The following is a 14587-nucleotide window of genomic DNA, read 5'->3' on the forward strand; positions in this document are numbered from 1 at the left end:
CTCACTTCAAGATCGACGCCAGACTTAGGGCGTAGCGCTGGGGATTACCAGTCGAGCCGGGCCGAACCGCGGAAGATTGCGTCAAAATCGGCGTGAAAGCCGCGCCCTTGTGCATCGTGTAGCGACCGGCTGGCCAACAGGGTCAGCGGGGCGCGTGAGCCCTTGATGGCCCGCACCAGCACCCGGCTGGCCGCCCCGCCCGGGCGCGGCGTCAGCGGCAGCACGGTGATGGCGCCAAAGCGCTGGGCAAAGGCTCCCAGCAGCGGCGTCAGGCTGGTGGCGGGATAGATGAAGATGATTTCGCCGCCGCTCGCCGCACAACCGGCGGCCGTCTTGACCCAGCGGTCGAGCGCGGCGCCATCCATGTGGCGCGACCCGGCCCGCCCGGCGTCGCCCGCCAGCGTGCCGGCACCATCGGTAAAAAACGGCGGATTGGCGATCACGGCGTCGAAGGCATTCTCGGCCAGTCCGGCAGCGCGGCGTTCGCTGCCCTTGGCGCTGACATCGACGGCCACGGTCCGGGCGCGTTCGCTCAGCCCGTTGTCGGCGATATTGCGTGCCGCGAGCGCCAGCATTTCGGGATTCTGATCGGCCAGGACGGCCTGCATGAGGGGCGCATGAACCAGCGCGACCAGCGCGGCTGTGCCCACGCCACAGCCCAGATCGAGCAGGCTGGTGCGACCCGCTCCCACCGCCGCCCCGAGCAGGACGCTGTCGAGCCCGGCGCGAAAACCGTGGCGTGGCTGCGACACAGTGAGCCTGCCGCCCAAAAAGGCGTCGCGCGTCACTGTTTCATGTTTTACAAAGGCAGCAGGCTGGTCTAGGGACATCATACCCGAAAAGGCCGGTTTTGCGCGACCTTACATGCGCGAAGCCGATAGACTCAATCAATTTTGCCGGTGGCGCGTGTTGGGGTGAATAGACGGTGTCAGTGCTGACTCAGATTAAAGAGGCGCCCATCGCCACCCCGATCGACCGCTTGTTGGCTGCCACGGCCGACGACATGGCCAAGGTCAATGCGCTGATCCTGAGCCGGGCCGACTCCCATGTCGACATGGTGCCCGAATTGGCCCGCTATCTCATTGACAGCGGCGGCAAACGCCTGCGCCCGATGTTGACGGTCGCGGCGGCGCAACTGTTCGGCAAGGGCGAGGGCTCGGCGATCAATTTCGCGGCCGCCGTCGAGTTCATGCACAACGCCACCCTGCTGCACGATGATGTGGTCGACGAGAGCGACATGCGGCGCGGCAAGCCGGCTGCGCGGATGGTCTGGGGCAACAAGGCCTCGATCCTGGTGGGCGACTTCCTGCTCGGCCAGGCCTTCATGATGATGGTGGAAACCCGCGACATCGATTCGCTGGGCGTGCTGTCGGCAGCTTCCGCAGTAATGGCTGAAGGCGAAGTGTTCCAGCTGTCCAAAACCGGCGACTTGACCACAACCCCGGCCGATTATGCCGAAGTCATTCGCGCCAAGACCGCCGTGCTGTTTGAAGCGGCCTGCGAGGTCGGCGCCATTGCCGGTGGCGCAGACGCCGCCGGCCGCAAGGCACTGGCCAGTTACGGGCTGGAGCTGGGCAACGCCTTCCAGCTGGTTGACGATGCGCTCGATTATGGCGGCCAGGCCGGCACGCTAGGCAAGAATACCGGCGATGACCTGCGCGAAGGCAAGATGACCCTGCCGATCATTCTGGCGCTGGCCGAAGGCAGTCAAGCCGAACGCGAAACCATTGCCACGGCCCTGGGCGATGCCGAGGCCACCGCCGAGCAGGTTGCCGAGGTGGTGGCAATTCTGAACCGGCTGGAAACGCTGCCGCGCACCCTGGCGCAGGCCCATGCCCATGCCCGCGCCGCGCAGCAGGCCCTTGAGGTCCTGCCCGCCTCGGAATTGCGCACCCTGCTCATTGACGTTGTTGAATTCAGCGTGCTGCGCGCCTATTAGGCGCCCGGCAGCAGCAGCGGCGCCGCAGCCACCCAGTGTTCGGGGTTGTGTTGGCGCATCAATTGCGCGGCCTGATGGGCCTGGCCACTTGAACCGAACAGGCCGAACACCGTGGCGCCCGAACCCGACATGCGGGCGAGCATGCAGCCCTGGGTCTGGGCCAGATGATCAACAATCTCCCCGATCACCGGCACCAGCTTGACCGCTGGCGGCTGCAGGTCATTGCGTGTTTCGGCCAGCCAGATACCGAGCTGGACCGGCCGGGTCAGCGGCGCGGGCAAGGCGGGCAGCGGATAATTGTCGTGCGCCCGCAGACGACGAAAAACATCGGCCGTGGCCAGCGGCACCATGGGATTGACCAGCACGACATGCAGTTGCGGAAAGTCGGTCAGCGGCTGCAGCAGTTCACCAATGCCGCGCGCCAGCAGCGGCGCCGAGATCAGGCAGGCGGGAACGTCAGCGCCGAGCCGGGCTGCCAGATCGGAGAGTTCGGGCACGGCAATGGGGTGGCGCGACTGCGACACCATCAGCCGCAGGGCGGCAGCGGCGTCCGCCGAGCCGCCGCCGATCCCGGCTGCCACCGGCAGGTTCTTGGTCAGACGCAGGGCCAGGCCGGTTGCCACCGCATCGGGCCAACGCGCCCGGAAGGCCGCAACGGCGCGCGAGACCAGATTGGTCTCCCCCGCTCCCAGCCCCCGGGCGAAGGGCCCGACAATGGTCAGTGAATCGGTGGCGGCCGGCACGGCCTCGATTTCGTCGGCAAGCGCGGCAAAGACGACCAGGCTTTCGAGGTCGTGAAAGCCATCCTCCCGCCGCCGCGTCACATGCAGCGCCAGATTGATCTTGGCGGGGGCGATCTGAATGAGCGGCTCGACCACGCCGGGGCTATTCAGTTGCGTTTCCTGCCGTCAGGCCATCAGCCAGCTTCCGGGCCACCCGTTCCTTGACATGGCCATCCTCATCCATTGCCGCCGCAACGTTCCACTGGAAACGCGCCTCGAGCTGGCGACCTGCCGTCCAGTAGGCATCGCCCAGATGATCGTTGAGTTCGGGGTCGTTTGGCCGCAGCAACACGGCGCGCTCCAGGGTCTGCACGGCCTCATCGATGCGGCCGAGCTTGTAGAAGGCCCAGCCCAGCGAATCGACGATATAGCCATCCTGGGGCTGAGCCTCGACGGCCTTCTGGATCATTGCCAGCGCCTCGGTCAGATGCATGTCCTGGTCGATCCAGCTGTAACCAAGATAGTTCAGCACCGCCGGCTGGTCAGGATTGAGCTCAAGCGCCCTGAGGAAATCGGTTTCGGCCTCGGGCCACTGCTTGGCACGCTCATAGGCAATGCCCCGCACATAGAAAAAGCGCCAATCGGTCGGGTGGTCGCCACCGGTGATCGCCAGGGCCTTGCTATAGGCAGCCGCCGCTTCGGGGTATTGCTCGTCATAACGCAGCATGTCCCCATAGACCGATACGGCGTCGAGATCGTCAGGCCGGGTAGCCACGATATTGCCCAGGCGGCGCAGGGCCTCGGCGCGGTCGCCCTGCGCATCGAGGTTCTGCGCGATGCGCACCACCGCCGTTGGCTTCATTGCCGAGGTCACCGGCACCCCATCATAGATGCGGCTGGCGGCGTCATGCTGGCCAGCGGCATCGAGCAACTCGCCCAGCGCCAGGGAAATCACGTCGGCATTGGGGTCGAGATAGAGCCCCACGCGCAGGAACACCAGCGCCAGGTCAAGGCTGCCGTCGCGCGACAGGGCAACGCCGATACCGTGGAACATTTCGGCAGCGCCGACCTGCACATTGGATGCGAATATGCCGGGACGCTGCCCAGCCTCGATCTGCTCGCGCACCAGGGTGACGATGGGGTGGCTCAATCCTTGGCCTTCGAATTCGGCAATAACGTCCCTGGCCTCGTCAAAGCGTCCGGCATTGGCCAGGACGCGGGCATAGACCTCAACGATGCGGGCCACATAGGGCTCTGCCTCGAAGGCCTGGGCGGCCAGCTCGATGGCCTCTTCGGTTTCGCCGGCAACCTGCGCCATCAAGGCGCGGTGGAAGACCAGAAAGTCGTTCAACCCGGTCTGCCCGAGGCTGTCGAGCATGGCGTCGGCTTCGGCCTTGCGATTGCCGCCCACCAGCGCCCAGGAGCGCAGAATGCTGGCCGTGATGCCGGTGAAGCTATCCTGCCCGATGGCGCCCAGCTGGCGCTCGGCGGCATCGTAGCGCCGCTCCTTGAGCGCCTCGCTGGCTACCACCAGTTCGGCCAGCTCATTGCTGGGATCGAGCTCCAGCAGATGCTTGGCGGTGGAGGCTGCCTGTCCGATCTGCCCATCGGCGGCAAAGGCGATGAAGGCGCGTTCAACCAGCACCGGGTTCTGCCAGTCAGCCTGGGCTGCCTGGTACAGATAGCGCGCTGCCTCGTCAGTGCGCAAATCCTGCAGCGCCTGCTGGCCCGCCAGATAGGCACCGGTGACACTGGCCCGCAGCATGGGCAGCAGATCAAAACTGGTTCGGGTGTCCGATTGGGCCGTCTGCACGGACGGGGCCGATAGCGCGGCCTGACCTGCCGATGTTGCCAGCAGAATGGCCATCAGGGCCGGACGCACGAAGCGGTTCAGATGCGATGTCACGACGATGTATTCTCCCTTGGCCCACGGGGCCCATTCTGGCGTCAAAGATTGGCCGTTTTGGGACCGCGCCGCAAGGCCGCCCGCGCGAGCGTGATGACAGTGTCCGGCTACATGCCGCTGTAATTGGGGCCGCTGCCCCCTTCTGGCGGCACCCAGGTGATGTTCTGGGCCGGATCCTTGATGTCACAGGTCTTGCAATGCACGCAATTGGCAGCGTGAATGCGAAACACCGGGGCTCCGTCCTCCTCGGCCATTTCATAGACGCCGGCCGGGCAATAGAGCGGCGCCGGTTCGCCATATTTCGGCAGATTGTCGCGCACCGGCACCAGGGGGTCGGCCAGTCTGAGGTGAACCGGCTGGTCTTCGTCATGCGCCAGATTGGCAAGATAGACCGAAGAGGCCCGATCAAAGGTCAATTTGCCATCGGGCTTGGCGTAAGTCCTTGCGGGGGCGGCGGCCTTGGGCTTGAGCCCGGTAAAGTCGGGTTTGTCATGCCGCAAAGTGCCGAGCAGTGAACGACCCAGAAGGGCTGAAGTCCACATTTCGACGCCACCCGCCAGCGCGCCGAGCACCGTGCCCAGCCGCGACCAGAGCGGCTTCACATTGCGCACGCCCCTGAGCTCGTCGGCAATGCCAGTCTGCAGCACGCGCTCGCTGAGATCGGCGATGAGATCGTGCTGGCGGCCCTGGGTGATGGCATTGGCCACCGCGTCGGCGGCCCCGATGCCGGACAGGATGGCATTGTGGATGGCCTTGAGGCGGGGCGCATTCATGAACCCGGCGGCGCAGCCGATCAGACCACCGCCGGCAAAAGCCAGCGTGGGAACCGATTGCCAGCCACCGGCGGTGACGGCGCGCGCGCCATAGCTGATGCGGGTCGCGCCATCGAGCAGGGACGCCACCGATTTGTGGGTCTTGAAGCGCTGGAACTCGTCAAAGGGTGACAGGGTGGGGTTCTGGTAGTCCAGATAGGTCACCTGCCCGACATAGAGCTTGCGATCTTGGGCGTGATAGACAAAGCCGCCGCCGGCCGTGCGGTTGTCGAGCGGGAAGCCGAGATAGTGGTCGACCTGGCCGGGCTGGTGTTTGTCGGCGGCAATCTCCCAGACTTCCTTGATGCCCAGACCGAATTTCTGCGGATCGTTCGCCAGCTCGAAATCGGCGATAATTTTCTTGGCAAGCGAGCCGCGCGCGCCCTCGGCGATCAGGGTATATTTGGCTTCCAGCGCAATGCCCTCGGCAAAGCCGGGCTTGGGACTCCCCGCTGCATCACGGCCGAGATCGCCAGTAATAATGCCACGCACGGGCGCGCCGCCGCCGCCCAGCACGTCGACCGCTGCGGTCATGGGGAAAATATCGACACCCAGTTCGGCGGCCTGCTCACCGAGCCAGCGCACCAGATTGCCCAGGCTGACGATCACGGCGCCGGGGGTCTTGAGCTGCGGTGGCATCAGCCAGTGGGGGAAGGCGAAATCGGCCGTCTCGGTCAGCAGGTGGTAGGTGTCCCGGGTGACATCGGGGCCCACCGGCGCGCCCTTGAGGCGCCAATCGGGGATCAGTGCATCGAGCCCGCGCGGATCCATCACCGCGCCCGAGAGGATGTGGCCGCCCAGTTCGGCGGATTTCTCGACCACGGTCACAGCCAGTTCGGGGTGACGCTGCTTGAGGCGGATCGCGGCGGCCAGTCCGGATGGGCCGGCGCCAACAATCAGCACATCGGTGGAAAGAGTTTCGCGCGTGCCCGCCTCTGCCATATACAATGCCCCCGTGAGCTCTGACGCGGCTGGCCGCGCCAAACGGGCTGTGACATAACAGAGAACATGACCCAAGATCACCCGCTAAATCACGACGAGATGCTCGCCGTGCTGGATTGGTATCGCGCCGCCGGCGTGGATATTGCCGTGGGCGAAGCGCCGGTCGACCGTTTCGCGCAGCGCCCGCCCGCCCGGGTGACGCCTGCTGCGGTGGCCGCGCCGGTCGCGGCAGCATCGCCCGGATCACAGCCGGTACAGCGCGCTGCCGAGGCGCCGGTTCTTGGCGGCGACCCGTCAGAAGCCCGCAGTCTGGCGGCTTCAGCCAAGACGCTGGATGAGTTGCAGGCCATATTGGGCCGCTATGATGGCTGCGGGCTGAAATTGCGCGCCACCCAACTGGTGTTTGCCGATGGCAATCCCGAGGCCGACATCATGCTGATCGGCGAGGCCCCAGGGGCCGAGGAGGATCGTCAGGGCAAGCCGTTTGTCGGCAAATCGGGACAATTGCTGGATCGCATGCTGGCGGCCATCGGGCTGGATCGCACCAGGGTCTATATCGCCAATACCGTGCCATGGCGGCCGCCCGGCAATCGCACCCCGACGCCCGAAGAGCTGGCGCTGTGCCTGCCCTTCCTGCAGCGACAGGTCGAACTGGTGGGCCCCAAACTGGTGATGACGCTGGGCGGGCCGGCCATGCAGACGATTTTTGACACCACTGCCGGCATCATCAAGATGCGCGGCAAGTGGGAGAACCTCGCCATTGGCAGCCATCAGGTTGAGGCGATCCCCACGCTGCACCCGGCCTATCTGCTGCGCAATGCGCGGGCCAAGGAGCAGGCCTGGGCGGATATGCTCAGCCTCAAACTCAAGATCATCGCGCTCGGGCTTGACGGCTAGGGTCGAGATCGGCCGGAAAATTGGGGGGCATGGCCGGTTTTCCATTGCACCGCAGGCGGAAGGCCGCACTAATGTCACCGTTGCGTGATTTGCAGCGTCACTCCCGTCCCGCACAGTCGAAAGCGTCATGGCCTCGGTAATCAAGATCTACGCCCTGTTCATGGGCTCCGCCCTACTGATGTTTGGCGGCGGGCTGCAGGGGCTGCTGCTCTCGGTGCGCGGTGCCGAGGAAGGCTTTTCCCTGCTGGCGCTGGGCCTGATCGGCACCGGATGGTCGGTCGGCTTCGTCGCTGGCTCCATCACCGTGCCCATGGTGGTGCGCAAGGCCGGGCATATCAGGGCGTTTTCGGTGATGGCGGCCATCGGCACCATCACCATTCTGCTCAACCTGCTCTGGGTCAACGATATCAGCTGGATCGTGCTGCGCGCCCTGTCGGGGTTCTGCTTTGCCGGGGCAGCGATGATCGTGGAGAGCTGGCTCAACGAAGTCGCCGAAAACAAGAGCCGGGGCACGATCTTTTCCATCTATGTCACCATCAACATGGCCGCCTCGACGCTGGGTCAGGTGGCCATGTCGGTCACCGGCACCGCGGGCTATGTGCCGTTCGTGATCGGCGCCATCGCCTTTGCCTGCGCCATTCTGCCGACGGCGATGACCTCAAGCCCGCAGCCACGGCCGCTGTCGTCGGCCAAGATCGATATTGGCCTGCTCTACCGCACCTCGCCGGTGGCCGCGATTGCCGCGTTCTCGGTCGGCATGGCCAATGGCTCATTCGGCACACTGGCGCCGGTCTATGGCTATCAGCGTGGGCTCGACGCCAGTGGCATTGCGCTGCTGTTCGCCATAGCCGCGATTCTGGGCGCGGTGGCGCAGATTCCGTTTGGCCGATTGTCGGACCGCATTGACCGCCGCATCGTGATGATTGGCCTATCGGGCTTTGCCTCGATCGTCGGCATCCTCACCGTGCTGATCAATCCCGAAGCGGGCTGGGGCATGTATGTGCTGTTTGCCGCCTATGGCTTTGCCGCCAACCCGATCTATGCCGTCGCTGTCGCGCACGCCAACGACTATGCCAGGGATGGCGAGTTCGCCAAGATCGCCGGCGGCATGCTGCTGATCCTGGGCATCGGGCTGGCGATTGGTCCGGTCGTCTCCTCGCTGATCATGAATGCCTGGTCGCCGGTGGGGCTGTTCCTGGTCACCGCCACCTTCCACGGCGCCCTGGCCGGAACCGCCTTCCTGCGCATGCGCATCCGCAAGAGCGTGGACGCGGCCGACCGCGCGCCCTTCCAGCCCATGGGCAATGACCGCCAGGTAACGCCGGAGAGCATTGTGCTCGATCCACGCAGCGATGGCGACGAGATGGAAATGCGGGTCGACGAAGAGCCGGTGCCGGACGAGTTGGCCGGGATGAATGATGAGGAGAGCCCCGATGTTCAAAACCGAACGATTTGAGGATCGGGAATTCAAGCCCCTTTCCATCGCCGTCATCGCCGTGTCCGACACGCGAACCCTCGAGACTGATACCGGCGGCGCCCTGCTGAAGTCGCTGCTGGAGGCCGATGGGCACCGCTGCGCCGAGCGGGTGGTGGTGCGCGACGATATCCAGCTGATTCGCCAGTCCGTGCAGGGCTTTGTCGCCGACCCGGGCGTGGACGTTATCCTGACCACCGGCGGCACCGGATTTTCCGGTCGTGACGTAACCCCTGAAGCGGTCGAGCCGCTGTTCGACAAGCGGATGGACGGCTTTTCGGTACTGTTCCACCAGTATTCGGCGACCACAGTGGGCACCAGCTCGCTGCAGTCGCGCGCCACCGGCGGGCTGATCGGCACGACCTTCGTGTTCTGTCTCCCCGGCTCGCGCGGCGCCTGCCGCGACGCCTGGGAGGGTATTCTTACCCATCAGCTCGATTACCGGCACAAGCCCTGCAACTTCGTCGAACTGATGCCCCGGCTGGACGAGCGCTGAGCGCCCCAACAGGAGCGGGATAAAAAAACGGCGCCCCGCGGGGCGCCGTTGATGTTTGGGCTAGTGACCCATGCCGGGCATGTTGTTCTCCGGCTTGCGCACCATGAAGGCGGTGACGATGGCGAACAGGGAAATCACCGCCCCGACCAGAAACGCCAGTTGAATGCCGCCGGCCAATGCGCTGACCGGCTCCAGCCCATCCGCCGCCAGACTGGCCGTGCGAATGGTCATCAGGGCCACGAACAGGGCAATGCCGGCCGCCCCGGCCACCTGCTGCACCGAGCCCAGAATGGCGCTGCCATGAGAGTACATGTCCATCCGCACCGAGCCCATTGCGGCGGTGAACAGGGGCGTGAAGATCAGGGCAAGGCCGACGCTGATGATGATATGGCCGGTCAGAATGGCCCACACCGAAGTGTTTTGATCGACCCGGGTCAAGGCCCACAGGACCAGTGACACCAGTGCCGTGCCCGGCACCAGCAGCCTAGTCGGGCCGATGCGGTCATAAAGCCGCCCCACCGAAGGCGCCAGCAGGCCCATCAGCAGGCCGCCGGGCAGCAGCAGGAGCCCGGTCTGCAGCGTGTCTATGCCCAACACGTTCTGGGTATAGATGGGCAGCAGAATCACCACGCCGAACAGCGCCATCATGGCGATGGCCATGGTCAGCACCGAAACGGTGTAATTGCGGGACTGGAACGTGCGCAGATCGAGCAGCGCCTTGTCCTGCCGCGCCAGCCCGATCTGGCGCCAGACGAACACCACCATGGCCACCACACCGATCACCAGCGGCAGCCAGATCGGGAAGGCGGCCCCCGCCTGCTCGCCTTCGCCCAGGCTGGACAGGCCATAGACCAGGCCACCAAAGGCCAGCGCGGAGAGGATCACCGAGACAATGTCGAGTGGCGCATAGCGCGGCGTGGTGACGTTCTGCATCTTGCGCGCGCCCAGGGCCAGCGCCGCCAGGGCGATGGGCAGCATCAGGATGAACATCCAGCGCCACTCGAAATTGGCCAGGATGAAGCCGCCAATGGTGGGGCCGATGGCGGGCGCCACGGAGATGACGATGGAGATATTGCCCATGGTCTTGCCGCGGGTTTCCGGCGGCACCAGGGTCATCACCGTGGTCATCAGCAGCGGCATCATGATGGCGGTGCCGACGGCCTGGATGACGCGGCCGAAAATCAGCAGTTCAATACCCGGCGCAGCGGCGCAGATCAGCGTGCCAGCGGTAAAAACCGCCATGGCCAGCATGAAGATCGGGCGGGTGTTCAGGCGCTGCAGCAGAAAGCCGGTAATCGGAATGACGATGGCCATGGTGAGCAGGAAGGCGGTGGTCAGCCACTGCGCCATATTGGCCTGGATACCCAGATCAGCCATCAGATGGGGGATGGCCACGCTCATCATCGTCTCGTTGAGAAAGACGACAAAAGTGGAGCCCAGCAGCAGGGCAATGACCAGTTTGTTGCGCGCCGCGTTATCGGCAGGTGCCAGCGCGCCCGGCAGCGCGGAGTCGGTGAATTGTGCTTCGGTCGTCATCAATGATTTCCCTCGGATCGGCAGGCGTCGTCAGGATGACGAACGGCCCCAGTCATATTCGACGTGGTCTTGAACTATTCCTGTGACATCGGCTGTCAGCAGAACGCTCAATCGCGGCGGCGACACCGCTGCGCAGCATCAAGGTGGCGTGCGCTGGCCGGCTCGCGATGACGCGGATGTGATTGGCAGGGCGCTTGGCATAGTCGGGTTCGACACGCTCGTCTATTCGTAGCTGTGCGGACCGGGTTTGTTGGATCGACGCTGTTGCTGCCGCGCTACACCAGCGCCGGCGGCCTGGCTAATGTTCTTGTTCTGTTCCCATGGAACTGCTACATCACTGAAGCGTTGTTCAGTCACGATTCGACTGCTCCAACCTCGGCAGGAGATGTTCGCATGGCCCTCTATCAAGCTCCGTCATTTGAAGCCCTTGAGCGGCTGAGCCGCAGTCGCGACGCCGATCTGGCGCGGCGCGAACTGCTCGAAGTGGACCGCATTCGCGGCCGCGGCGCGCAGAGCAATCGCAGTGGCCGCTTTGAAAAGCAGACCCGCGAATCCTTTGACGATGGCTGGGACAATGTCGAGCCGCTGTCGATCTTTGAAACGGTCGAGCATGCCGAACGCGCCAAGACCATCATCACCTCAAATGACAGTCCCGACATCGGTTTCGAGCGCTCGATCAACGCCTATCGTGGCTGCGAGCATGGCTGTTCCTATTGCTATGCCCGGCCAACGCACGCCTTTCTGGGCCATTCGGCCGGGGTCGAGTTCGAGCGCGATATCTATGTGAAGACCAATGCCGTCGAGGCGCTGCGGGCTGAGCTGTCGGCCAAGAGCTATCGGGTCAAGCCCATTGCCATGGGCACCAATACCGACCCCTACCAGCCGGCCGAGCGCAAGCACAAGCTGACGCGCGGCATTCTCGAAGTGATGCTGGAGACCCGGCACCCGGTGATGATCACCACCAAGTCCTCGCTGATCATCCGCGATCTCGACCTGCTGAGCGAACTGGCCAAGCTGGGCCTGGTCAAGGTCGCCATTTCGATGACCTCGATGGACCACAAGCTGAGCCGCCGCATGGAGCCGCGCGCCTCCTCCCCGGCCCGCCGGCTGGAGGCTATCCGGCTGCTGAGCGAAGCCGGCGTGCCGGTGGCGGTGTTTGCCTCGCCGATGATCCCGGCGATCAACGATATGGAGCTCGAACGCATTCTCGATGCCGCGGCGGCACAGGGGGCGAGCAGCGCGCAGATGATCCTGCTGCGCCTGCCGGGCGAGGTGCGCGACGTGTTCCGCGAATGGCTGTTGCGGCATTTCCCCGATCGGGTGCGCCATGTGCTGTCGCTGGTGCGCGATACGCGCGGCGGCAAGGATTATGACAGCCGCTTCGGCACCCGCATGACGGGCGAAGGCCCCTATGCCACGCTGCTGCGCCAGCGCTTCGACAAGGCGCGGGAGCGCTATGGGCTCGATGGCAAGCTGCCCGGCCTGCGCAATGACCTGTTCACGCCGCCCCAGCTCGAAAGCGCGCAGATGAGCCTGTTCTAGGCCCCGCCCTGGGCGGTGGCGGGCCTGCGCAGCCAGGTGCCGATGAAGTCCAGCACGGCCGGATCGTCATAGCCATCAGCGGTGAGCACCGCGCCGGCGGCGCGCAATTGCGCATCGTCGAGGCTGGTGCGCATGCCGATAGTGGCCAGACCAGCGGCGGTTGCCGAAGCGATGCCGGTGCGCGAATCCTCGAAGGCGACAGAAACGGCGGCATCGGCGCCCAGCAGCCGCAGCCCTTCGAGATAGGGCAGCGGATGGGGCTTGCCATGCGCCAGTTCCGCGCCGATCACCAGGGCCTTGAAGCGATGGGTGATCCCAAGCCCGTCAAGGATCAGCTCGGCATTGGCGCGCGGCGCATTGGTCACTGCCGCCATCGCGATGCCGGCGGCATCGGCCAGATCGAGCAGGGCAAACAGCCCGGGGACAGCGTGGATGGAGGAGGCTGCCAGATCGCGGAACAGCGCTTCCTTGGCGTCGAGCACGGCCATGCCTTGGGCGGCAGACAGATCGGGCAGCAGCGTGCGGGCAATGTCGACATTGGCGAGGCCCTGCAGTTCGCGGGCAAAGCGTGCGCGGTCAAAATGGTGACCGAAGGGTGCAAAGGCGCGGTTGAAGGCCTCCAGGTGCACCGGATCGGTATCGGCCAGCGTGCCATCGATATCAAACAGCAGCGCGGCGCCGGGCGTCGGGGTCATGAAGGGTTCCGGGGTTTTGGAAGGGGCGTGGCTAGTATTGGGTGACCTTGCGGGCGAACGCAGCCATGAAATCGATCGAGGCGAGCACGCCCTGCAGCGACAGTCGCACCGTGTGGGTGCTGCGTTCGGCGCTGGCGGCATCTATCAAGGGGACGGTCAGGGTCATGGCATTGCGCTGTTTCATCTTCTCAAGCACCTCTGCCGTGCGGGCGGGGTCGACCACAAAGAACTGATTGAGCGTATTGTGGCGGGTTTCGAGGTCGCTGGCAAAATCGAGGCGTATGGTGGTGTCACCGGCAAAGCTCAGCTCCAGCATTCCGCTGGTGTCGGTCTGCGCGTCATCGAGGGCAATGGTCACGGCAATATCGTGCGCACCAGTCAGGCGATTGCGCAGCACGGTCAGCTTGTAGGCTGGCTGGCCGGCGTCGTTGAGCTGCTGACTGCCGGTGCTGGCGAAACAGGAATAGCCATAATAATCAGCCGCTCCCTCGTCGATCACATCGGGGCACGCCGCCAGCCAGTCGCGATGATATTCGCGCCATTCGCCAAAGGGATGATGGAAGGGCTCGGCGGCGATAGGGACTGCGCAGGCGAAAGCAGCGAAAAGTACGATGCCGGTCCGGAAAATCATCTGTTTCTCTTGTTCTGGCGCCCCCCCGGCAGCCACTACTATACCCATAGCCTGGGCTCGTCACAGGGTTAAGTCAGGGAGATCGACATGATTGTCACCGCGCACAAGGGTATCGTCATCTGCGAACTCCCGCCCGAGGGCGGCCTGCTGGGGGCAGACCTGACCGGCCCCGACCTCATCGGGGAGACCTATGCCGCCGACCCCGACATTATTGTCGTGCCGGTGTCCCGGCTGGCGCCCGGCTTTCTCGATCTGCAAACGCGCCTTGCCGGCGAGGTGTTCCAGAAGATGGAACAATATGGCCGGCGCCTGGTGATCCAGGGCGACATTGCCACCGCCATTGCGTCCAGCAAGGCGCTGCACGATTTCGTCCACGAGACCAACCGCCGCGGCCATCACCTGTTCGTGCCCGATGGTGAAGCTCTGCTCGCCCGGCTCGCTTGACTTGAACAGCGCCAGGACGATGCTGCGACCATGCTGATCGATTCGCCGCCCCAGACCGCTCCCGACTACAGCCATGAGGCCTGGCTCCAGGCCCGGGGCGCCCGCGTGGTTGCCGGTGTCGACGAGGCGGGACGTGGTCCCCTGGCCGGTCCGGTCGTGGTGGCAGCGGTGGTGCTCGACCCGGCCGCCATTCCCGCCGGGCTCAATGATTCCAAAAAGCTCAGCCAGGAGCAGCGCGAAATCCTGTTTGAGCTGGTATTCGCTTCGGCCCTGGCGATCAGTGTGGTGGTGGCCCCGCCGTCGATCATCCTGGCGCGCAATATTCGCGGCGCGACGCTGTGGGGCATGGCCCAGGCCGCCTGCGGGCTCAGCCTGCGGCCGGACCGGGTATTGATTGATGGTCGTGACGTGCCGCTGGGCCTGCCCTGCGATGGGCTGGCGCTGATTGGCGGCGATGGTCGCAGCGTGTCGATTGCCGCCGCCTCGATTGTCGCCAAGGTGACGCGCGACCGGATGTGCGCGATCATGGATTGCGACGCGCCGGCCTTCGG

Annotated in this window: 14 protein-coding genes; 7 read left to right on the plus strand and 7 right to left on the minus strand. The window is 64.9% G+C overall.

Features of this window, described 5'->3' with window-relative positions; translation table 11 throughout:
- Positions 1-44: 44 nt before the first annotated feature.
- Positions 45-752, minus strand: a complete 708-nt coding sequence (locus tag Q8O80_RS07555) for a tRNA1(Val) (adenine(37)-N6)-methyltransferase (RefSeq protein ID WP_305578565.1) — start codon at positions 750-752, stop codon at positions 45-47.
- A gap of 173 nt (positions 753-925) precedes the next feature.
- Between Q8O80_RS07555 and Q8O80_RS07560 the strand changes: the two genes are divergently transcribed.
- On the plus strand, positions 926-1939 hold the full coding sequence (locus Q8O80_RS07560; protein ID WP_371136137.1) for a polyprenyl synthetase family protein: 1014 nt from the start codon (positions 926-928) through the stop codon (positions 1937-1939).
- Here the strand turns inward: Q8O80_RS07560 and Q8O80_RS07565 are convergent.
- The 3 genes from Q8O80_RS07565 to Q8O80_RS07575 form a co-directional block, all read right to left on the minus strand.
- Entirely contained in the window at positions 1936-2817 is an 882-nt protein-coding gene (locus Q8O80_RS07565; protein WP_305578569.1) for a 4-(cytidine 5'-diphospho)-2-C-methyl-D-erythritol kinase, read from the minus strand. The genes Q8O80_RS07560 and Q8O80_RS07565 overlap by 4 nt on opposite strands.
- Before the next feature lie 7 nt (positions 2818-2824).
- Positions 2825-4567, minus strand: coding sequence for a tetratricopeptide repeat protein (locus Q8O80_RS07570; protein ID WP_305578571.1), 1743 nt, complete (start codon positions 4565-4567; stop codon positions 2825-2827).
- A 107-nt stretch (positions 4568-4674) separates the two neighbouring features.
- Positions 4675-6321 (minus strand): electron transfer flavoprotein-ubiquinone oxidoreductase, encoded by a 1647-nt coding sequence (locus Q8O80_RS07575; protein WP_305578573.1) that lies wholly within the window; start codon positions 6319-6321, stop codon positions 4675-4677.
- Between the two features lie 66 nt (positions 6322-6387).
- Between Q8O80_RS07575 and Q8O80_RS07580 the strand changes: the two genes are divergently transcribed.
- The 3 genes from Q8O80_RS07580 (at position 6388) to moaB (ending at position 9188) form a co-directional block, all read left to right on the plus strand.
- Positions 6388-7218, plus strand: coding sequence for a uracil-DNA glycosylase (locus Q8O80_RS07580; RefSeq protein ID WP_305578575.1), 831 nt, complete (start codon positions 6388-6390; stop codon positions 7216-7218).
- A gap of 127 nt (positions 7219-7345) precedes the next feature.
- Positions 7346-8674, plus strand: coding sequence for an MFS transporter (locus Q8O80_RS07585; protein WP_305578577.1), 1329 nt, complete (start codon positions 7346-7348; stop codon positions 8672-8674).
- On the plus strand, positions 8652-9188 hold the full coding sequence (gene moaB, locus Q8O80_RS07590; protein WP_305578579.1) for a molybdenum cofactor biosynthesis protein B: 537 nt from the start codon (positions 8652-8654) through the stop codon (positions 9186-9188). The genes Q8O80_RS07585 and moaB overlap by 23 nt, the downstream gene beginning before the upstream one ends.
- A gap of 60 nt (positions 9189-9248) precedes the next feature.
- Here the strand turns inward: moaB and Q8O80_RS07595 are convergent, their stop codons facing one another.
- Entirely contained in the window at positions 9249-10724 is a 1476-nt protein-coding gene (locus Q8O80_RS07595; RefSeq protein ID WP_305578581.1) for an MDR family MFS transporter, read from the minus strand.
- Between the two features lie 393 nt (positions 10725-11117).
- On the opposite strand from Q8O80_RS07595, the gene Q8O80_RS07600 reads away from it, so the two are divergent.
- Positions 11118-12266 carry a PA0069 family radical SAM protein gene (locus tag Q8O80_RS07600; protein ID WP_305578583.1) on the plus strand — a complete coding sequence of 383 codons (1149 nt, stop codon included), beginning with the start codon at positions 11118-11120 and terminating at the stop codon, positions 12264-12266.
- Here Q8O80_RS07600 and Q8O80_RS07605 read toward each other — a convergent pair.
- Both Q8O80_RS07605 and Q8O80_RS07610 read right to left on the minus strand, forming a co-directional pair.
- Positions 12263-12961 (minus strand): HAD family phosphatase, encoded by a 699-nt coding sequence (locus Q8O80_RS07605; protein WP_305578585.1) that lies wholly within the window; start codon positions 12959-12961, stop codon positions 12263-12265. The two genes, Q8O80_RS07600 and Q8O80_RS07605, sit on opposite strands and share 4 nt — an antisense overlap.
- 31 nt (positions 12962-12992) lie before the next feature.
- Positions 12993-13592: a hypothetical protein gene (locus tag Q8O80_RS07610; RefSeq protein ID WP_305578587.1), complete on the minus strand. Its 600-nt coding sequence runs from the start codon at positions 13590-13592 to the stop codon at positions 12993-12995.
- Positions 13593-13679: 87 nt separating this feature from the next.
- Between Q8O80_RS07610 and Q8O80_RS07615 the strand changes: the two genes are divergently transcribed.
- Together Q8O80_RS07615 and Q8O80_RS07620 are read left to right on the plus strand one after the other, a co-directional pair.
- Complete coding sequence (locus Q8O80_RS07615; RefSeq protein WP_305578589.1) at positions 13680-14036, plus strand: DUF4180 domain-containing protein; 357 nt, start codon at positions 13680-13682, stop codon at positions 14034-14036.
- Between the two features lie 30 nt (positions 14037-14066).
- A partial coding sequence (locus Q8O80_RS07620) for a ribonuclease HII (RefSeq protein ID WP_305578591.1) occupies positions 14067-14587 on the plus strand: 521 nt, incomplete at its 3' end.

It is taken from the genome of Devosia sp., assembly GCF_030689745.1.
GTDB lineage: Bacteria > Pseudomonadota > Alphaproteobacteria > Rhizobiales > Devosiaceae > Devosia > Devosia alba.

Coding starts and splice junctions, on each gene's coding strand:
- Q8O80_RS07600 (WP_305578583.1), top strand. CDS start 11,118: ATGGCCCTCTATCAAGCTCCGTCATTTGAAGCCCTTGAGCGGCTGAGC.
- Q8O80_RS07605 (WP_305578585.1), bottom strand. CDS start 12,961: ATGACCCCGACGCCCGGCGCCGCGCTGCTGTTTGATATCGATGGCACG.
- moaB (WP_305578579.1), top strand. CDS start 8,652: ATGTTCAAAACCGAACGATTTGAGGATCGGGAATTCAAGCCCCTTTCC.
- Q8O80_RS07610 (WP_305578587.1), bottom strand. CDS start 13,592: ATGATTTTCCGGACCGGCATCGTACTTTTCGCTGCTTTCGCCTGCGCA.
- Q8O80_RS07615 (WP_305578589.1), top strand. CDS start 13,680: ATGATTGTCACCGCGCACAAGGGTATCGTCATCTGCGAACTCCCGCCC.
- Q8O80_RS07585 (WP_305578577.1), top strand. CDS start 7,346: ATGGCCTCGGTAATCAAGATCTACGCCCTGTTCATGGGCTCCGCCCTA.
- Q8O80_RS07595 (WP_305578581.1), bottom strand. CDS start 10,724: ATGACGACCGAAGCACAATTCACCGACTCCGCGCTGCCGGGCGCGCTG.
- Q8O80_RS07575 (WP_305578573.1), bottom strand. CDS start 6,321: ATGGCAGAGGCGGGCACGCGCGAAACTCTTTCCACCGATGTGCTGATT.
- Q8O80_RS07580 (WP_305578575.1), top strand. CDS start 6,388: ATGACCCAAGATCACCCGCTAAATCACGACGAGATGCTCGCCGTGCTG.